General features: G+C 36.1%; 19 protein-coding genes and 1 other RNA gene. 15 read left to right on the plus strand and 5 right to left on the minus strand.

Features of this window, described 5'->3' with window-relative positions; all coding sequences use genetic code 11:
• Positions 1 to 4 precede the first annotated feature (4 nt).
• The 5 genes from UtA1_RS09500 (at position 5) to UtA1_RS09520 (ending at position 3500) form a co-directional block, all read left to right on the plus strand.
• Positions 5 to 484 (plus strand): cell wall elongation regulator TseB-like domain-containing protein, encoded by a 480-nt coding sequence (locus UtA1_RS09500; protein WP_096550835.1) that lies wholly within the window; start codon positions 5 to 7, stop codon positions 482 to 484.
• 15 nt (positions 485 to 499) lie between these two features.
• On the plus strand, positions 500 to 1693 hold the full coding sequence (locus tag UtA1_RS09505; RefSeq protein ID WP_096550836.1) for a pyridoxal phosphate-dependent aminotransferase: 1194 nt from the start codon (positions 500 to 502) through the stop codon (positions 1691 to 1693).
• 67 nt (positions 1694 to 1760) lie between these two features.
• Positions 1761 to 2480, plus strand: coding sequence for a DnaD domain-containing protein (locus UtA1_RS09510; RefSeq protein WP_096550837.1), 720 nt, complete (start codon positions 1761 to 1763; stop codon positions 2478 to 2480).
• Between the two features lie 10 nt (positions 2481 to 2490).
• The gene (gene nth / locus UtA1_RS09515) at positions 2491 to 3150 is read left to right on the plus strand and encodes an endonuclease III (RefSeq protein ID WP_096550838.1); all 660 of its coding nucleotides are present in this window, start codon (positions 2491 to 2493) and stop codon (positions 3148 to 3150) included.
• Positions 3147 to 3500 (plus strand): YpoC family protein, encoded by a 354-nt coding sequence (locus tag UtA1_RS09520; protein WP_096550839.1) that lies wholly within the window; start codon positions 3147 to 3149, stop codon positions 3498 to 3500. The genes nth and UtA1_RS09520 overlap by 4 nt, the downstream gene beginning before the upstream one ends.
• Positions 3501 to 3784: 284 nt before the next feature.
• Here the strand turns inward: UtA1_RS09520 and UtA1_RS09525 are convergent, their stop codons facing one another.
• The gene (locus tag UtA1_RS09525) at positions 3785 to 6454 is read right to left on the minus strand and encodes a penicillin-binding protein 1A (protein ID WP_096550840.1); all 2670 of its coding nucleotides are present in this window, start codon (positions 6452 to 6454) and stop codon (positions 3785 to 3787) included.
• 24 nt (positions 6455 to 6478) lie between these two features.
• Entirely contained in the window at positions 6479 to 7096 is a 618-nt protein-coding gene (recU, locus tag UtA1_RS09530) for a Holliday junction resolvase RecU (RefSeq protein ID WP_096550841.1), read from the minus strand.
• A 161-nt stretch (positions 7097 to 7257) separates the two neighbouring features.
• On the opposite strand from recU, the gene UtA1_RS09535 reads away from it, so the two are divergent.
• The 10 genes from UtA1_RS09535 (at position 7258) to fabG (ending at position 18302) form a co-directional block, all read left to right on the plus strand.
• Entirely contained in the window at positions 7258 to 7455 is a 198-nt protein-coding gene (locus tag UtA1_RS09535) for an endonuclease (RefSeq protein ID WP_096550842.1), read from the plus strand.
• A 34-nt stretch (positions 7456 to 7489) separates the two neighbouring features.
• Positions 7490 to 7867: a YppE family protein gene (locus tag UtA1_RS09540; protein WP_096550843.1), complete on the plus strand. Its 378-nt coding sequence runs from the start codon at positions 7490 to 7492 to the stop codon at positions 7865 to 7867.
• Positions 7845 to 10118, plus strand: a complete 2274-nt coding sequence (locus UtA1_RS09545; RefSeq protein WP_096550844.1) for a DEAD/DEAH box helicase — start codon at positions 7845 to 7847, stop codon at positions 10116 to 10118. The genes UtA1_RS09540 and UtA1_RS09545 overlap by 23 nt, the downstream gene beginning before the upstream one ends.
• Before the next feature lie 4 nt (positions 10119 to 10122).
• Positions 10123 to 11388, plus strand: coding sequence for a ribonuclease H-like domain-containing protein (locus tag UtA1_RS09550; protein ID WP_096550845.1), 1266 nt, complete (start codon positions 10123 to 10125; stop codon positions 11386 to 11388).
• Positions 11389 to 11549: 161 nt separating this feature from the next.
• On the plus strand, positions 11550 to 11846 hold the full coding sequence (gpsB, locus tag UtA1_RS09555; protein ID WP_096550846.1) for a cell division regulator GpsB: 297 nt from the start codon (positions 11550 to 11552) through the stop codon (positions 11844 to 11846).
• A gap of 59 nt (positions 11847 to 11905) precedes the next feature.
• An RNA gene (gene rnpB, locus UtA1_RS09560) (RNase P RNA component class B) lies at positions 11906 to 12304 on the plus strand.
• Between the two features lie 127 nt (positions 12305 to 12431).
• Positions 12432 to 14183, plus strand: a complete 1752-nt coding sequence (locus tag UtA1_RS09565; RefSeq protein WP_096550847.1) for a GGDEF domain-containing phosphodiesterase — start codon at positions 12432 to 12434, stop codon at positions 14181 to 14183.
• A complete protein-coding gene (locus tag UtA1_RS09570; protein ID WP_096550848.1) occupies positions 14184 to 15317 on the plus strand; it encodes a THUMP domain-containing class I SAM-dependent RNA methyltransferase in 1134 nt (377 codons plus the stop codon).
• 166 nt (positions 15318 to 15483) lie between these two features.
• Positions 15484 to 17385, plus strand: coding sequence for an ATP-dependent DNA helicase (locus tag UtA1_RS09575; protein WP_096550849.1), 1902 nt, complete (start codon positions 15484 to 15486; stop codon positions 17383 to 17385).
• 176 nt (positions 17386 to 17561) lie between these two features.
• Positions 17562 to 18302, plus strand: a complete 741-nt coding sequence (fabG, locus tag UtA1_RS09580) for a 3-oxoacyl-ACP reductase FabG (protein ID WP_096550850.1) — start codon at positions 17562 to 17564, stop codon at positions 18300 to 18302.
• Positions 18303 to 18411: 109 nt separating this feature from the next.
• On the opposite strand, the gene UtA1_RS09585 is transcribed toward fabG, so the two are convergent.
• Genes UtA1_RS09585 through UtA1_RS17820 form a run of 3 tightly spaced genes read right to left on the minus strand, consistent with a single transcriptional unit; the run spans position 18412 to position 20738 of the window.
• Complete coding sequence (locus UtA1_RS09585; RefSeq protein WP_096552468.1) at positions 18412 to 20043, minus strand: b(o/a)3-type cytochrome-c oxidase subunit 1; 1632 nt, start codon at positions 20041 to 20043, stop codon at positions 18412 to 18414.
• A 49-nt stretch (positions 20044 to 20092) separates the two neighbouring features.
• Complete coding sequence (locus tag UtA1_RS09590) at positions 20093 to 20587, minus strand: cytochrome c oxidase subunit II (protein ID WP_016837007.1); 495 nt, start codon at positions 20585 to 20587, stop codon at positions 20093 to 20095.
• A gap of 22 nt (positions 20588 to 20609) precedes the next feature.
• Entirely contained in the window at positions 20610 to 20738 is a 129-nt protein-coding gene (locus tag UtA1_RS17820; RefSeq protein WP_016837008.1) for a hypothetical protein, read from the minus strand.
• Positions 20739 to 20899: the final 161 nt, after the last annotated feature.

Raw genomic sequence — 20899 nt, forward strand, 5'->3', positions numbered from 1 at the left:
TTAAATGAAAAATTGGATTATTTTTATCACAAGTTTTATGTTAATATTAACTATTGGAATATCTGTTTTAGTCTTCTGGAAAGCGTCAAGTCCATTTGTAAAAATAGAGAAGCAGGCTGTGGAGTTAGCAATTTCATCTAATTCCATCAAAACGGCCACTGATGCTTATGTTTACAATGGAAATAAACCGTATGTCACCGTTTTCGGAGTCGATGAAAAGGGTGAGGAAAAGGCTGTTTTTGTACCGATTACATTAGATGATAAATCGATACAAATCGTTAGCTTAAAAGACGGTATAACAGAAGATGAGGCTAAATCATTTTTAGAAGAACAAAATGTTAAACAAGTGCTTCATACAAAATTAGGCTATGAGGAACCAGGCGCTGTTTGGGAAATCGCTTATATCAACAAATCGGATAAACTCAATTACGTCTACATTTTGTTTGAAGATGGACAATGGTGGAAACGCATTTTGAACTTATAGGGGAGAAGATTACAAATGAAAGAATTATTAGCCAATCGTGTAAAAACTTTAACACCATCTACAACTTTAGCAATTACAGCAAAAGCAAAAGAAATGAAAGCGCAAGGCATTGACGTGATTGGTCTTGGAGCTGGTGAACCAGATTTTAACACTCCACAAAACATCATGGATGCAGCCATTGATTCAATGCAACAAGGGTATACAAAGTATACGCCTTCTGGAGGTCTTCCTGCTTTAAAACAAGCGATTATTGAGAAATTTAAACGAGATAATCAATTGGAATATAAACCTAATGAAATCATTGTTGGTGTTGGAGCGAAGCATGTTCTTTACACATTATTCCAAGTGATTTTAAATGAAGGCGATGAAGTGATTATTCCAATTCCATATTGGGTTTCATATCCTGAGCAAGTAAAACTGGCTGGTGGAGTACCAGTTTATATTGAAGCAACAAGTGAACAAAACTACAAAATTACTGCTGAACAGCTAAAAAATGCTATTACGGATAAAACAAAAGCGGTTATTATCAATTCACCAAGCAATCCTACGGGAATGGTTTATACTCGTGAAGAATTGGAAGCCATTGCGAAAATAGCATTAGAAAATAATATTCTGATTGTATCAGATGAAATTTACGAAAAACTATTATACAATGGAGCGGAGCATTTCTCTATCGCACAAATTTCCGAAGAAGTGAAAGCTCAAACGATTGTTATTAATGGTGTTTCAAAATCCCATTCAATGACGGGATGGAGAATCGGTTATGCTGCAGGTAATGCAGATATTATTAATGCGATGACAGATTTGGCATCTCATTCAACTTCCAATCCAACAACTGCATCTCAATATGCAGCAATTGAAGCTTACAATGGACCACAAGACTCTGTAGAAGAAATGAGAAAAGCCTTTGAGTATCGATTAGAAACTATTTATCCAAAATTAAGTGCAATTCCTGGTTTCAAAGTAGTGAAACCTCAAGGTGCCTTTTATTTATTGCCAGATGTCAGCGAGGCAGCTCAAAAAACTGGATTTGCTTCAGTAGATGAATTTGCAAGTGCGTTGCTAACGGAAGCAAACGTAGCGGTAATCCCAGGTTCTGGTTTTGGAGCGCCAACGACAATTCGAATCAGTTACGCAACATCTTTAAACTTAATTGAAGAAGCCATTGAACGAATCGATCGATTTGTTAAAGATAAATGGCAAGAATAAGCAGTTTCGCAATACGTAGCGTCCGTATATTACGGACGCTTACTTCATAATGAAAGGAGTCAAGCATATGAAGGAACAAAATCATCGACTCCGTAACTGGATAGAGCAAAAAAATGTAAGCATCCCAGAACTATTTTTTCGATATTACAAAAGATTGGGGATTTCTGATGATGAAGCATTGCTATTACTCCAACTTATTGCATTCCATTCCGACAACATTGATTTTCCTCCCCCAAGTGCATTAGCGGACAGAATGCATTTTACGGAAAATGAAATTACTGCGAAGTTACAACGATTGCTTCAAAAAGGCTTTATCGAAATCACTCAAGGAATCGACTCAAGCGGCAAAATTTATGAGAAATATTCAATTTTCCCTCTATGGGATAGAATCTTAGATTTAATGGAAGCACAATCCATGAAGCAAGAAGAATTCCAAAAGAAAAAAGAGGAAGGGGAATTATTCTCCCTTTTTGAACAGGAATTTGGTCGTTTACTATCACCGATTGAGATTGAAACCATTTCTTTATGGTTAGATCAGGATCATCACCCTCCAAAAATTATACGAGAAGCTTTGAAGGAAGCAGTGCTAGCTGGAAAATTGTCTTTCCGTTACATTGACCGTATTTTATTTGAATGGAAAAAGAAAAATATTCGAACAATCCAGCAAATTGAAAAGCAGCGGGAGCAATTTGCAAAACATAATTCACCTTCCGTCCCTCCGAATCAAAGTACAACAGAAAATCGAAAAAAAGTACCATTTTACAATTGGTTAGATGAAAGAGAATAGGGGAGATAGAATGTTGACAAAAAAACAGTGGGAGCATTGTTTAGAAGTAATCGACGAAATGTTCCCAGATGCTCACTGTGAGCTTGTACACAGCAATGCATTTGAACTGACAATCGCAACTCTTCTATCTGCCCAATGTACTGATCAACTTGTCAATAAAGTGACAAAAAAATTGTTTCAAAAATATAAAACACCAGAAGATTATTTATCGGTACCATTGGAAGAGTTGCAGCAAGATATTCGTTCCATTGGGCTTTATCGCAATAAAGCAAAAAATATTCAAAAGTTGTGTGAAAAACTTATAAAAGAATTTAATGGAGAAGTTCCAAAAACGAGAGAAGAGTTAACTTCATTACCTGGAGTTGGAAGAAAGACAGCGAATGTTGTGATGTCAGTGGCTTTTGGAATTCCGGCTTTCGCGGTAGATACCCATGTGGAAAGAGTAACAAAACGACTTGGGCTTTGTCGATGGAAGGACAGCGTGTTAGAAGTAGAAGAAACGCTAATGAAAAAAACACCCAAAGAAAGATGGTCCAAAACCCATCATCAATTAATTTTCTTTGGCCGTTACCATTGCAAGGCACAAAACCCTCAGTGCCATCAATGTCCATTGCTTGACTTATGTCGCGAAGGGCAAAAACGGTTGAAAAAAGGGTTGGTTAAACAATGATACGGGTAAGGAAAGATGCTATACAAAAGGAACAAATCGAGCTTTATTTTGAAGCTTGGGAAAAGTTATCAAAAGAAATTTTTGATGCGCATGACGAACGCAATGGAAAAAAAGCTCAGAGTTTAATGGAGCAAGGCATTAGTTTGTTTGAGGAGTTGATTGTCAAAACTTCAGAATCGCAAGTTCAACAGTTCTTGCTCTCTGAAGAATATGAGGCAATGCCATTGAATGGGATGGAGCGTTTTCAATTCATCAAAGGAAGACCCGGACAGTACGCATGTTTTGTCCAGTTAGATGAGTTATTTAAAGAATTGAAGAAACGATATGCGCGGTTAAGGGTACAGAAATAATGAATGGAACAATAGTGGCATAGGCGAGTGTAATCGTTTGTGCCACTTTTTTGTGGAGAAATATTAGCGGATTATTCCAAAAGAAGTTGATGATATAGAAAGTGCAAATTTTTATGCTTTTTGTATAGTTGAATACCTTTTCTTTCATTTGATTGTTCAAATAAAGAAAAAGGTTGACAAGATAGTAGAACAGAATCAACGAATCCTTTCTTTATTGGATGAAATAGAAAAGAAAAGTGACAGGATTAATCCTGTCACTTTGATAAATGAATGATTATTGAATTTTAGTCGTCTTTTGAAGCTTCCCCAGGTGGTGTTGGTCCATTAGGGGGATTTACGACATTGCCTTCTCCTCCTGGTGAGAACCAATCATCAAAATCGTCATTGTTTCCATTATTTGGATTACCATTGTTGTTTCCATTATTTGGATTACCATTGTTGTTTCCATTATTGTTTCCATTATTACCGTTATTACCATTATTACCATTTGGATTTCCTTGGTTACCGTTGCTTCCGTTATGATTTGGTGGATGGTCAGTTGAAGGTTCCTCGGTATCATCAGGTAATTCAACATCCGGTTCTGTTATTCCGCCATCAATAGTAATGGATACAGATGCTGGTGTGCTTCGGTTTTCTCCAATAATTGCAACAACGGTGAAAGTATATGTTTTGCCGGCTTCAATACCTGTTATGGAAGCATGTTTATCCGCTGTAATTGTGACGACGGATGATTTGCCATCATCGGATTGCATGGATACTTCATATTGAACATCCGAACCTTCATAGTCTTCCGGAATTGTGTAGTCCCATGTTAAATCAACTACTCCAAATACTTGGTTAACTGCTTGTAAATTAAACGGTGCTCCTATATCCACTTCTTCATATGCATCAGAAACTTCTTTTGGTTCTGTTCCACGTACAAACAGCTCTGTTCTTCGAAGTTCACTAGGTGTATTTTTACTTGCGAGTTTTAACGGTTCTGTACCAACTTCAATTGTTACTTCAACGACTGAATTTGGTTTTGCAAATCGTTTCGTCTCTTTTCCTTGAGAAATTTCCCCCATGATTTTACTAAACAATACTTGTGGAAGGCGTCGTTCATCCCAAGTTGTTATAGGCTCAGAACGTTTTTCGTATCCACTCCAAATAGCTATGGAATAATTCGTTGAATATCCGACAAACCATGAATCTGGCACTGCTGTACTTGGTAGGTTATATTTTCTAAATTCATCGGCACCATAGTTTGTTGTACCAGTTTTCCCGGCGATATCTAATCCTGAAACTCTTGCTGCTGTACCTGTCGCGTTTCTTTTTGAACTTACTACATCACGAAGCATATCTGTAACCATATAAGCTGTATAGTCATTCATCGCCAATACCGGATCAGGTTTGTACGAGATTTTAGAGCCATCTCGGAAAACAATTTCTTTAATGGCATATGGTTTGTTATAAACACCGTTATTACCGAAAGCTGCATATGCCGCAGCGATTTCGATAGGCGATAATTCAATTTTACCGCCACCAATAGCATCTGCTTCTACAATTTCATCGCTTTCAATACCCAATTTTGAAATGAATTCTTTTGCTTGGTTGAGCCCAACTTCTTGCAATATTTTTACTGCTGGAATATTTCGAGAAGCATATAACGCTTCCCTAATAGTAATTGGGCCAAAATATTTTCCGTCCCAGTTTCCGAATTGTTTACCATTGGAATACGTATGCGGTTCATCCACAATGGTTTTTCCGGTAGACCATTTGAAATATTCAATGGCAGGACCATATGCGATTAGCGGTTTCATTGTTGAACCAGGAGGTCTTTTTGCGTCGTCAGCGTAGTTATAGCCTCTATCTGCACCATAATTGCGTCCACCGCCAATTGCTCGCAGTGCACCAGATGTTGTATCAACAACTGCCACCCCGGATTGAATCGTTTCTGTCGGGAAATTGCTTGCGTTATTCATGATATTTTCAACGGTAGTTTGTGCTTTTGGATCCAACGTTGTATAAACTTTTATACCTTCAGATAATAGACTTGGATCCCGATCTTCAATTTCATTTAATACAATGTCTAAAAAGGCATCGTATTTTGTGCCGGCAACGCCTTTTCTTTGTTCTTCCGGTAATAAGCGTGAAGCCACATCAATTTTCTTTGCTTCCTCAGCCTCGGCTTCCGTAATTTTTCCGTGTTGAACCATTAAACTTAATACGATATTGCGGCGTTTCTCCGCTCTATCAGGATTTTTAAACGGATTGTAATTGTTTGGACTTTGTGGCATACCGGCTAATAAGGCAATTTCATCTAGCTCTAATTCATTTAATTCTTTGCCGAAGAAGTATTCAGCTCCTGTAGCAAATCCATAAATGTTCCCTGAAATCAAAACTTTATTGAAATACATTTCAAATATTTCTTCTTTGTCATACATGCGTTCTAATTGAATCGATAACCATGCTTCTTGCGCCTTACGTTTTAATGTTTTTTCATGGCTTAAAAAAGAGTTTTTCACTACTTGTTGAGTAATCGTACTTGCTCCTTGTGAACCAAATCCGCCGGTAAAGTTCGCGATTACCGCACCACCTAGACGGAATAAGTCAATTCCAAAATGATCAAAAAATCTTACGTCTTCTGTTGCAAGAATCGCATCAACCATTTCTTGTGGAATCTCGTCATATTCAACATATTTTCGGTTCTCAACACCGATTGTTGCAAAGAGTTCTCCATTCATGTCGTAAAACTCTGCAGAAATCGGATCTTTCAATAATTCTTCATTCAACTCAGGCGCTGAACTTGCGTAATAAAAGAACAATCCCGCTCCAAAAACTAAACCGGCGAAAAAGAGAGTAAAAATGGAGATGATTCCCCATTTCAACCATTTTTTTATAGGTTTTTTATGATTTTTTTGTTGAGATTCTCGTATTTTTCGTATTTCTGTTCGAGAGCGTCTATTTTCACTCAATTCTATCTCCTCGCTTCATGTCTATCATTCTCCATTGGAAATGAGTTTTTTTATAGCATTTAAATAATCGATTCTAGGATTATAACCTGGAATGATTTCATAGCTTTCCTCCTCAAATGTATCGATTGGTATCGATTTTCGTCCTCCGATTTTCATGTTGCACCACGCATCATATAAAACGGAAAAAGGTAGTAAAAAGTATCGATCCAGTTTAGAAAAACGCACAATGGTAAATGCTATTCCTTGTTGACTGGTTACATTTTTCATGTGGGTGATTTGATGTTCGTGTACATTTTTTAAAGGGAAAGAAGTTTTACTTTCCGTTTCTTTTGCTTCAAAATCAATGTAGTAGCCGTTCCACACCCCATTATAATCTGTAGTAGATGGAGTACGAAAATATGCTTCTCGAATGACTGCCGCACTCCTTTTTGGATACTCTACTCTGACGATTTGGATGGGAACAGGTTTCTTATGAATGATTGCAATTTGTCTACTTAAATAGTACGCATTTGTCTCATTGATTTCATCTTCAAGCGTTTTTCCTCGATTTCCAAAAGAAAAATCTTTGTTCTCTTGAATAGGATTCGCATTTGATGTTGTACTTTTCGGCTTATATGGTTTTCCGTTCGGATATTTGAGCATCCTAAAATCACCCTCTTGAAAATGATATCCAAATCTAGAAATAAGTTTAACATAAAAATTTATCGAAAAAATTGTTCTTTTAGCTAACGATGTCTAGTTTTGGCTAGATGAAAGGTTTTCTCCTATATATATTGAATTAACAAATATAAGGAGGGATTCGTATGAATAAATTTCAATTGCTTATATCTCAATTGGATTGTTTAGATGAAATGATGACCGCCAAACTAGAAAATGAACGAGCTATGATTAATGACTACTTTTTCGGACAAATTGTTTCCACTCATCAAAAAGTAAGCTTAGCAGAAAAGAATGTTCATGTAAAGAATGCTTGTTCCCCTATTGCTAGTGAATTAGAATAGATTTTGATACACTAAGAATAAGAGGGTAATCTCTATGAAACTGCTAGAACTGACGAAATGGTTATTGGATGAGTGTGATGCGTCAAGAAAACGTTTTTTTGAAATGAGAGAACTTGACGCAACACCTCTATTTTTTGAAGAAGTTAAACCGCATTCGGATGATGTACACCAATACCTCATAGACTGGAAAGAACTGGCCATTCAATGGATTGAAGAAACTAAGCCAAAATATGTGCATATACAACAAATTTACAATGTCGTAGAATCGATGGATCAGTTCGTCGTACAATCCTTTTATAAAGAAACGAGCAAAAAAAGATTCCTTCAATCGGTGCATTCGGTACAATATACACTTTCAACATTGTTAAGGTATTTGGAGGAGAAGAACGGTGAAGAAAAAAAGAACGATTGATGAGTTAGTTAGGGAATGGCAAGAAGATGAGGAAATAAAACAAAATATTGCTCATATCGTGACAATGGAAGGTAGAGAAGGGCAGTACGCAGATTTTCCCGAACATCTTCATCCTTCTATAAAAAAAGCGCTACAAGAGCGAGGAATAAAAAAATTATATACGCATCAACGCCAAGCATTTGATTTAGCTCTTGCAGGAAAATCTTTTACTGCAATTACGCCAACCGCTTCCGGAAAGTCTCTCTGTTATCATTTGCCCGTATTACAAAAGATTTTAGAAGACCCTTCATCAAGAGCGATTTATTTATTTCCGACAAAAGCGTTGGCACAAGATCAAAAGACAGATTTAAATCACTTGATTGACGCCATGGATGAGGAAATATACAGCTATACTTATGATGGTGATACAGCACCAAATATTCGGCAAAAAGTAAGAAAAGCTGGCCACATTGTAATGACGAATCCCGATATGTTACATTCAGGCATTTTGCCCCACCATACGAAATGGGTCTCGCTTTTTGAAAATTTAAAGTTTATCGTCATCGATGAACTCCATACATATAAAGGTGTTTTTGGCAGTCATGTAGCCCATGTCCTTCGGAGATTGCTTCGAATTTGCCATTTTTACGGCAGCAATCCTGTTTTTATTTGTACATCAGCAACGATCAAAAACCCAAAAGAGTTGGCTGAAAAATTAACAAATACGAAGCATGAATTAATTTCTCAATCAGGTGCACCGGTAGGAAAGAAAACTTTTATTTTCTATAATCCTCCAATTATACATACAACATTTGGTGTTCGAAGAAGTTCTATATTAGAAGCAAGAGATTTAGCAGCGAAACTATATCAAGCTGGGATTCAAACGATTGTCTTTGCCAAATCCCGTGTGAGCGTCGAAAGGCTCGTTACGTATTTAAAACAGCTAACAAAAAATAAAATTGCAGATGAATCAATTCAAGGCTATCGGGGCGGATATTTACCTTCAGAGCGGCGTCAAATTGAAAAAGGTTTGCGAGATGGCACAATCCAAATTGTTGTAAGTACGAATGCCCTTGAATTAGGTGTCGATATCGGACAGTTACAAGCCTGTATTATGACAGGATATCCAGGAAATATCGCCAGTGCATGGCAACAAGCTGGAAGAGCGGGGAGAAGACAAGATTCCGCATTGGTAATATATGTAGCAAATTCTACTGCTCTTGACCAATATGTCGTCAACCACCCGGACTATTTACTGGGCAACGCTCCGGAAGAAGCACTTATTAATCCAGATAATATTTTGATTTTGATGAGTCATTTAAAGTGTGCTTCATTTGAATTACCTTTTTCGACGAATGAAACTTATGGAGAATTTGAAGTTCAAGAGTTGTTAGAGTATTTGCAAGAAGAGGGCGTTCTAGTGAAAACAAATGCTCATTATTATTGGATGAGCGACCGTTTTCCAGCTCATGATGTAAACTTGCGTTCAGCTGCTGGCGAAAATGTCGTCATTATTGACCAAACCATTCCAGCGGGCACGAAAGTAATTGGTGAAATGGATACGTATTCTGCTATGACGTTATTGCATGAAGAAGCGATTTATCTTCATCAAGGAGTTCAATACCAAGTGGAAAAACTCGATTGGGAAGAGAAGAAGGCATATGTTCGTGAAGTCGATGTAAATTACTACACAGACGCCAATTTAGCTGTGGAACTAAAAGTGTTAAGTGAAGATAAATCAGCTATGTATCAGGGCGTGACGGTTAGCTACGGAGATGTAAGTTTAGTCGCTATACCTACTATTTTCAAAAAGATTCATATGACAACATTAGATAATATTGGATCCGGAAAGATTCATATACCACCTATGGAGATGCATACAAATGCTACGTGGATTTCCTTTGATTTGCCGGAAAATTGGTCAGAGGAGATGCTGACAGATGCATTAACTGGGGCTGCGTATGCCATCGGATCATTCATCCCGTTGTATATCCAATGCGATCGAAATGATGTCACAGTTGTTCCACAAGTAAAGTCCGTACACAATGAAAAACCGACTTTGTTTATTTATGACAGCTATCCTGGGGGAATCGGTTTAAGTGAGAAAGTATATGATCTTCTCGTACCTATTTTAGAATTAACGATTGAACATGTCTTATCTTGCCCATGTGAATATGGTTGCCCGTCTTGCATCGGTGCACAAGATAATTTATCCGATGGAAAATCGAGAGTATTGAAAATATTAAAGATTTTATTTAATGAAATGATGTGATGGTATGAGTTACGAAAATAAAATAATGCAACTGAAAAAAATGCTTGGAAAGAAGAAAGAACAGCATTCTGAACAACCTTCATATCAAAAACCAGAAAAACCAGCCTATATTTCCAATTGGGAAAAGGCTGGGCTTTCTATCGTAGAAAATGACTTTGGAGTGGTGTTTCATCGACAAGTCCGATATCCATTTACTTATCAGCATGGATGGTATCAACTTCAACAATTTTTTCAGGCAGTAGAGAAGTGGGAACAGACTAATTTTCACCATCCATATGCTATATCCTCAGAGGAAACAGTGTTGTTTTTTGATACAGAAACAACGGGCTTAAAGGGAGTTGGAACTCAAATTTTTCTCATTGGTTTGCTTGGGATTGATGAAGAGGAATTTGTGTTGAATCAATACGTATTAGCTGATCCAGCAAATGAAGCAGCATTATTATTTGAATCAAAGCTATGGCAATGGGGGAATACAATTGTATCATACAACGGGAAAAGTTTTGATTGGCCGCAGCTTGAGATGCGTTGGACCTTTCATAAAAACTTTTTGCCGAAATTACAAACGCCTAGACAAATCGATTTATTACATAGTTCAAAGCGAATCTGGAAAAACCACTTAGAAAAAGTAAAGTTGACGAAAGTGGAAGAAGAAAAATTAGGTTTCAAAAGGGAACATGATATTCCGGGATTTCTTGCTCCGATTATTTATGCAGATGCGGTGAAGAGCGGAAATGCTATCGAACTAATGAAAGTTCTTCAACACAATGAATGGGATATATTATCATTATTGACGCTTTATATTCATTCAACAACTCTTCTTCTTGACCATGCGTTACAAGATGATGCAGTTACATATATAAATATTGGAAAATGGTACGATGATTTAAAGGAACGTCAACAAAGCGAGAAAGTATTATTATCTGTAACAAATCAATTTGATGTAAAAGAATCAGGACTCGCATATTTCTATTTAGCATTTCAACAAAAACGCAATAAACAATTTCTAGAATCAATTGAATCTTTTCAAAAGGCAATACATATAATTGACGAGAGAAAAAAATTGAAAGCTTTTGAACAATTGGCAATGCTCTATGAACATCAAATGAAAGACTATTCAAAAGCATTACAGTATACAATAAAAGGAATAGATTTGCTTCAACAGGCAACATTTTTCAATGAGAATCAAAAGAAAAAACAGCTAGAAACTTGGGATAAACGTTTGCAGCGTATAAAAAAGAAAAATGGGAAATTATTTCATACTTTTGAATAGAAACTTTCATTTCCCAGGTAAGCGCAAATATTGACAAAATCTTTTCCTTCGATGAGTCGAAAATTGCAAAAAATATAATTATAAGATGTTTCTTTGTCCTTTTATAACGTTATATGTGATATAATATAGGGTACGTATGTATCGATGGAAGGGCGATGTGCATGAAAATAAAATTAAATTCTAAAATGATATTGGAAAAAGAATTTAAAAGACAAATGAAGGGTTACAATGTCGATGAAGTAGACCAATTTTTAGATATTATCATGGAAGATTACGACAATTTCAATAAAATGATTGAAGAATTACAAGCTGAAAACGAACGTTTGAAAAAAGAACTAGAAAATGTGACTAAGAAACAACAGATACCTCAACAAACTTTAGGAAATACGAATTTTGATATTTTAAAACGGTTATCGAATTTAGAGAAACATGTGTTTGGAAGTAAATTGTATGATTGATAAAATCCTCAAGTTGTTTTTGAATTAATTGTCTAGTATAATGATTTTTAGATCATAGTGGTTTTGAGTAATCGCTGCAAACGATTTTCGTTTGTAGAGGAAAGTCCATGCTCACACGGATCTGAGATGACCGTAGTGTTCGTGCTTACCGAAAAAATAAGGTAAGGCAAAGCTTTTAAAGCTTTGACGGCGGAAGGAAGACCTAAGTCGCTTCGTGCGATATGGTCGACACTTCCTGAAAAGTGCCACAGTGACGTAGCTTCACTGGAAACGGTGAAGGTGGAACGCGGTAAACCCCACGAGTGAGAAACCCAAATTATGGTAGGGGCGCCCTCCCGAAGGAAATGAACGGAGGGAGGGACGGGAAGAGTGGTTCTTCCCGTAGATAGATGATTACTACCTGACAGTACGAGGCGATTGCCGTTTGAGTACGCAGGCACAGAACATGGCTTACAGAAATCACTATGATAAGGAAACAAACACATTTTTAAATGTTCATCGTATACTTCAATTAAAATTATCGTCATAAGCTCTCCATTAAAGGAGAGCTTTTCTTTATATAATCGATACGGGGGAGAATGGATAATGGTGGGGAAAAATGAAAATCAATCAATAGATAAACAGATAACCGAGTCAATATCAGCGAAGGTATTAAAAATCATTATGGATAATATGACTGAAGGCGTACTCGTAACGGATGAAACGAAGAGAATTATATTCGTTAACCCAGCCTTTGAATACGTAACTCGCTATCATTTTGATGAGGTTGTTGGAAAAAATCCTACAATCCTCCAATCTGGCATGCATGATCACAGATTTTATCAATCTATGTGGGAATCCATTCATCAACAAGGGATATGGCAAGGAGAAATATGGAATCGAAAAAAAGATGGCGAAATTTATCCTGAGTGGTTAAAAATTAAGGCCATTAAAAATGAACAAGGGGAAATTACAAACTATATCGGGATATTTTCTGATATATCAGAGAAAAAGATTATTGAAGATGAATTAAAAAATAAAATCTTAACCGATACACTTACCAATGTGAATAATCGATATTCTTACTTAGTGAAAATGAATTCTCTTTTGGATTCCAACACTTTGAATAATAAAAAAATGAAAGTACAACATGCTGTGATTTTCATAGACTTAAATCGTTTTAAGCAAGTAAATGATACGTTAGGTCATATAATTGGCGATGCTTTGCTTGTGGAAGTAGCGAACCGCTTAAAAAATTTAGTGAGTGAAAAAGATATAATTGCCCGCCATGGAGGAGATGAATTTATCATCACTTTAGTAAATATTTCTCACCCGAGAGACGCTGCGCACTTTGCAGAAAAAATTATTCGTAAAATAGAGGAACCTTTTTTTATTGATGGTCATGAAATCTATATGTCAACGAGCATTGGCATTAGCCTTTACCCCATTGACGGCCAAACGACAGACGAGCTCATCTATTGTGCAGATAAAGCAATGTATTATGCAAAGCAAAAAGGTGCGAATCATTTCTCCTTTTATTTTGATGAATTAAATGTGAATAAGGCCAAATTATTAATTCTCGATAATGAAATGCGGAAAGGGATAGACAATAAACAATTTACTTTAATGTATCAACCAAAAGTATGTTTAACTACAAATCAAGTAATGGGTTTAGAAGCGCTAATTCGTTGGGAAAATGAAAAATTAGGATATGTTTCGCCAAATGAATTTATTCCATATGCAGAAGAAAGCGGCTTAATTATCCCTTTATCAGAATTAATCATTGATTTAGTATGTAATGATATCAGTTATCTTCATCAATCAGGCTTTCCAAATCTCCAAATCTCAATTAATATTTCCGGGCTTCACTTTCAGCAATATAATTTTTTACAATCAATCCAAACGATATTAGAACGAAATAACATATCAGCAAAAAATTTAGAGTTGGAAGTAACAGAACGAACAATTATGAATAACGATGCGGATACGATTAGAAAATTAGTTCGATTAAAGCAACTTGGTTTTAAAATAGCCATCGATGATTTTGGCACGGGTTATTCATCTCTCAGCTACTTAGTAAGATTTCCGATTGACTTTTTAAAAATTGATAAAAGTTTTATTCAACATATTACCGCTTTTGCTGATAAACAAGCTGTTGTTGATGCAATTATTCAAATGGCTCATCGCTTGAATATTCAAGTTGTTGCTGAAGGGGTAGAAAGCATTCAACAATGCAACTTATTAAAGAATATGGGTTGTGATTATATTCAAGGATATTATTTTTGTAAGCCTAAACGAATTGATGATATAATAGACTTCTTGAAAATATGGGAAATTGAACATCAAGGATGGATGTAAATGACAAAATTTCAACTAGTAGCAACATCTGCAATGGGATTAGAATCAATTGTTGCAGACGAAGTAAAAGCATTAGGATACGAAACGAAAACAGAAAACGGCAAAATCTATTTTGAAGGTGATGAAAGAGCGATTGCTCGAACAAATCTTTGGCTTCGAGTTGCCGATCGAGTAAAAATCGTTGTTGCACAATTCCCTGCAACGACTTTTGATGAATTATTTGAGAACACAAAAGCCATTGAATGGGAACAATATTTGCCTGTTGATGCAAACTTCCCTGTCAGCGGAAAATCAGTGAAATCAACTTTATATAGTGTACCGGATTGTCAAGCAATCGTAAAAAAAGCGATTGTGGAACGGTTAAAACATGCTTATAAACTTATTGGCTTTTTAGAAGAATCGGGAGCAACTTTTAAAATTGAAGTATCAATTTTGAAAGATTTGGTAACACTGACAATTGATACAAGTGGTGCGGGACTCCACAAAAGAGGATATCGGGTAGGCCAGGGTGATGCACCTTTAAAAGAAACATTGGCTGCCGCTTTGGTAAAAATCTCAAAATGGTCACCTCACAGACCTTTTGTAGATCTTTTTTGCGGATCAGGTACGATTCCAATAGAAGCAGCGATGATTGGCCAAAACATTGCTCCTGGATATAACCGAGAATTCATTTCGGAAGAATGGGATTGGATGAATAAGTCAATTTGGGACGATGCCCGAGTGGAAGTAGAAGACTTAGCAAACTATGATCAGCCTCTTGAAATTTTAGGTACAGATATCGACCATCGAATGGTGAAAATTGCACAAGACAATGCAATGGAAGCAGGTTTTAGTGATCTTATTACTTTTAAACAAATGCAAGCAACTGATTTTACGACTACTTTAACAGACGGGGTAATCATCTCGAATCCTCCGTATGGTGAAAGAATTGGTGAGCGTGAGCAAATTGAAAAGGTTATTGTTGAACTAGGTGAAATAATGAAAAATTATCCAACCTGGTCGGTTTATTTGCTGTCTTCAATGGACAATATTGAAGAATTGTACGGCAAAAAAGCAACGAAAAAAAGAAAATTATTTAATGGATTTATTCGTACTGATTTTTATCAATTTTGGGGACAGAAATCCATCAAGTAACAACCTATGAATATCGAATGTTGTTAATTTATGTCGATTTTCTTATAATATAAATATTGTTAGTGATTAGCAAAGATTATGTAGACTTCAATAGGTGTCTTGAATAGTTTCGAGACACTTTTTCTTAATGTCTAAAAAGTAGGCATTCATAAAGGAGATTTGAACAATGAGACCATCATTACCTTTTGAATTATCAAGAGAGAAAAGTTTTTTTGATTCCTTAGGGGATTGGATTGGCGACATTTTTTATGATGTATTACCCGAAAAAGGATTTGAATGTCGGGATGAACAAATTTTTATGAGTTATCAAATAGAGAAAGCATTAAAAGAAAATAACGTTTTGTTTGCGGAAGCGGGTGTTGGAACAGGGAAAACCCTCGCTTATTTATTGCCCGCAATCGCTTACGCTCGTTACAAAGGGAAACCCGCTTTAATTGCATGTGCTGATGAAACATTGATTGATCAGCTTGTGAAAGATGAAGGGGACATCGCAAAAATTGAGAAATATTTAGGATTGAAAATTGATGTAAGGCTTGCGAAATCCCGTGATCAATATTTGTGTTTAAAACGTTTTGAGGAAGCGGAATTGCATGAAGATGATGAATGGATAGATGAGATTGCTTTCAACATTCCAGAAGAAGTGTTTGCTGAAAGTTCAGCTGTACAAATCCCCCTTTATGGTGCAAGAAGCGATTATCCACAAATTAGCGATGAAAATTGGAATAAGGTGAATTACAATTCCATTATGCAGTGTAGTACGTGCGAGAAACGTAATCGTTGTGGTCAGACGCTGCATCGTACGCATTATCGAAAAGCGACTGATTTGATTATTTGCTCGCAAGATTTTTTAATGGAACATTTAGCAACAAAAGAATCTCGTAAAAGAGAAGGGCAATTAACACTTTTACCTGATGTTTCGTTGATTGTATTAGATGAAGGGCATTTATTGGAATATGCAGCTCAAAAAGCGATGACATATAAAGTGCAAAATTATACCATTGTAAAATTGCTAGATCAATTAATGGTAGACGGTATTCGTGAAAGCACGTTATATGCGATGGAAAAATTGCAAGATGACCACGAATTATTTTTTGACCAACTTCGGGAAGATATCGTACCATCCGATGAAGACAGAAAAACAATTCAGAAATCCGAAAAATTATTGGCATTAGGAAAGCAACTAATCGATGATGTAGAAAAATTATTGGAAGAGTTTGTTTTTGAATCAGAAATGTACGTTATTCCGGAATATGAATTGAATATTGTTGAAGAATTTTTAGAAGAGTATGAGGCCGCTTTAAAAATATTTATTTCAAAAAGCGAAGCAGTTGATTGGCTGGAAGATACGGATGGCGAAGAAACGTTAGTCATCATGCCGAGATTAATTACAGAAGTATTAGAAGAGAAGTTATTCTCGAACAATATACCGATTATCTTTTCATCCGCAACATTATCCGTCAATAAAGATTTTTCTTACATTGCTTCCAGTTTGGGTGTGAAAAAGTATCAGCATTTTAGCGTACCTTCTCCTTTTGATTATGATGAAGTTATGAAAATATATTTACATGAATTGAATGAAGATGAGAAAGTGAAGAAAGTAGAAGAGCTGCTAAAACAAAATAAGAAAACATTGGTACTGTTTAAATCTAGACAATCGATGTTGAATTTTAAAAACAAATTACCAATAATGTCACGGTTAACAGTTGGTTTTGAAGGAGATCGAGAATTAACATCCATTATTCAAGATTTCCAAAACGGCACTATTAAAACCCTATGTTCCTATCATTTATGGGAAGGTGTGGACTTGCCAGAAGAGGCATTGACACAAGTTGTTATTTATGAATTACCATTTCCACCAAAAGATCCGCTTTTTGATGCAAAACGAAAATTTGTTGAGAAACCATTTGAAGAAGTAGATTTACCATTTATGTTACTGCGATTGCAACAAGGAATTGGTCGACTCATCCGCACTTCAAAAGATTACGGTGACGTTCACATTTTATTAAATCAAGAAGATAATGCAATACAATCACGTTTTGTTGAAGTATTGCCAGTGAAACCACAATAATGAACGAACAGATATATGCAAAAAGTCTATATAGATTTTTTGCATATTTTTTTATTTTTAAGAATATAATTTTTTAAAAATTGTTGAAAGTGGTCGTGTCAATGCTGTCTATGTCGATGAATGTCTGTTATTGTAAAAGATGTACGGATTAATCTATTCGAAAAAGGGAGAGAAATATGAGATTAAAAGGAAAAGTTGCCATTATAACAGGAAGTGCAAATGGAATAGGTAAGGCCGCTACCATTAGGTTTTTGGAAGAGGGAGCAAAAGTAGTCATCGCAGATATACAAGCAGAAGAAGGAAAACAATTTGAAAAAGAATTAACTGAGCGAGGTTATGACGTTTTATTTTACCAAGTAAATGTTGCAAAAAAAGAAGAAGTTGAAAAAATGGTTGAAAAAGTGAAGGAACATTATGGCAAGATTGATATTTTAATCAATAATGCAGGTATTACAAGGGACGCGATGCTTGTAAAAATGTCAGAAGAACAATTTGATGAAGTCATCAATGTAAATTTAAAGGGAGTTTTCAATTGTACGCAAGCGGTTTCAAAAGTGATGATTGAACAAGGACATGGAAAGATTATTAATACTTCATCTGTAAGCGGTGTTTATGGGAATGTGGGGCAAACAAATTATGCTGCTGCAAAAGCGGCAATAGTGGGCATGACAAAAACGTGGGCGAAGGAACTTGGAAGAAAGGGTATAAATGTGAACGCTGTCGCTCCAGGATTTACGAAAACAGCAATGGTTGATAAGATGCCAGAGAAAATATTAAATTATATGGAATCGATTACAAGTTTAAAAAGGTTAGGGGAGCCAATCGATATTGCAAACGCTTACTTGTTTTTAGCTTCGGATGAATCAAATTACATCACAGGTCATATTTTACATGTAGATGGTGGAATTATGATGTAAAATTCAAAATACTTATTGAAAAAAAGTTCATCATATTTTAATATTCATAATATGTGCATAAATAACCCTCCCCGTCAATGTGGGGAGGGAATTGTGTTGCATTTTTTTCTTACCATAATCTAAAGCCTTTAGCTCCAAGAGGCGAGTTAAATATAATATCGATGATTGGAATTGTATAAGCGAAGATAATTACTGCAATCATGATGACGCCCCAAAGTTTGAAGTTTTCGATAGCAGCTGGAGTTTTAGCAGCTCCTGGTGCAACTTCTGCAATTGGGAAATCCTCCTCACCTTTAGGAGCAAAGAAACCTACGTAAATTACTAATCCAGTGATTACTAATATTGCGATGAATAGGATTGATCCACCAACCGCTTGAGCAATTTGATAAGAGAGCCATTCAGCCGCTTGTTCTGAACCACCGTAAGTAGAGTAATCAGAACGACGTGGTGCGCCTAATAAACCTGCGATATGCATGGCACTCGACATAATCGTCATACCAATAGCCCATAAAATTCCTGCACAGTTTGCCATGCTATTAGCACGTTTTGTTAAAGTTCTACCATTTAGGTGCGGTATTAACCAGAATGCTGTACCAAAGAATGTTAATGCAACAGCACTAGCTACTGTTAAGTGGAAGTGACCTGTTACCCAAATTGTATTGTGAATCAGTTCGTTCATTTGGTAAGAGGCGTTAACGATACCACCGGCACCGCCAGGAATAAATGCAACCATACCAATGAATGGTAGTAAGAATCTTGAATCATTCCATGGTAATTTTTTGAACCATCCAAATACGCCTTTCGCACCAAGTTCACGTCCTCGCAATTCAAATGTTGCAAACATGGAAAAGGCAGTCATTAATGATGGAACTACGACGAAGAATGTTAATACTGCTTGAATGAACTTCCATAATGGATCAATACCAGGTTCAGTGTATTGGTGGTGAATACCAACTGGTACTGAAAGAATTAAGAACAACATGAATGTTAATTTTGCTAAAGCATCTGAGAAAACTTTACCGCCGATGATTTTAGGAATGATTGTGTACCAAATCATATATGCAGGTAATAACCAGAAATAAACTAATGCGTGACCGAAATACCAGAACAATGTTCTAGAAAGTAGTACGTCAACACGTTCTACTAATCCCATTGACCAAGGGATTAATTGGAATAATACTTCAATTGCTACACCTAATGTAGCGACATACCATAAGAAGTTGTTCACTACAACCATAAAGGATAATAGCGGTGTACTTTGGCCTTTATGTTCTTTCTTCCATTGAACAAAACGCATAATTTGTGCTAAACCTGTAAACCAAGAACCAACAATTACTAATGCTAAACCAAGGTAGAATACCCAGTGGGCTTGTAATGGTGCATAGAATGTGTAAAGAACAGAAGCTTCATTCGTTAGAATCATTGCGGCTGCTGCAACTAATCCAATTGTAGCAATCCAGAAACCAATCCAGCCAATTGTTCGTTGTTTATTTGTAAATGTACCAGAAGTTCGACTAACAGCAGCTGTTTGGAATCCCATAATGAAGAAAGTTGTTAATACAAGTCCGAGTAAAACACCGTGTACTGTTAACACTTGATAGTAATTAAGAAAACTAGGGAGCTGAAGTGTACCAGCACGAACTAATACTTGAAGTAATCCAGCTATACCACCTAATAATACTGCTATAAATGCGATATAAATATATGCTAATGCTAATTTACCATCTCTTCGATCAACCATTTCAAGTTGCTTTTTTAAACTTGTTGATACAGTGCTTTGTACTGTTTCCTTAGTTGCTGTTGTCATTAGGGTCCACCACCTTTAAAGTCGAGTACATTAATGTGTGACCAGTACCACAATACTCGTTACATACGATTGTATATTCTCCAACTTTATCCACAGTTGTAATTTTTTCTGATACATATCCAGGTTCAAGCATCATATTTATGTTTGTTCCTGCAACCTCAAAACCGTGAATAACGTCTTTTGTCGTTGCGATGAAACGAACTTTAGAACCAACAGGTATTTCAAGTTCCATTGGAGTGTAAGCAAACGCTTGTGCAACAAGTACCACTTCATAATCCCAGTCTTTACCTTCTACTTTGTGTATTCCGGGGTTATTGAAAGGTGCGATTTCATCTACTTTTTCGTAGTTTATCGTCCATTTCGAGTTATTTGGATGCGTTCCTCCATGGAATGCGCTTACACCGAGAACAATTAAGAACACGATGAGTGTACCTGTGCCAAATATTAACCACCATTTCTCATACTTGTGTATGTGCATTGTTTTCCCTCCTGCTCAAGTGTTAGAAGCGACCGATGTATAAATCGAATGCAGCGATCCAAAAAATAATAATAATTAGACCTATACCAAAAGTCGCTAAAAGAGTACCTGTTAAATTTTCCTCCGAAGAATTCTTTTTGTGATTTGTCATGTCTCTCCCTCCTATGAAATGAACTCAAATATGGTACTTCACGTTCATCATAATAAAAATCAAACTTCCAAGATGTGATAAAAATCACACTTCAATACTGGAAATGTGAATTTCCTGTGAAAGTCGATGGAAGCAAAAAAAATAAAATGTCTCAAAAAAAG

The sequence above is a fragment of the Ureibacillus thermosphaericus genome (assembly GCF_002370195.2).
Taxonomy (GTDB): domain Bacteria; phylum Bacillota; class Bacilli; order Bacillales_A; family Planococcaceae; genus Ureibacillus; species Ureibacillus thermosphaericus.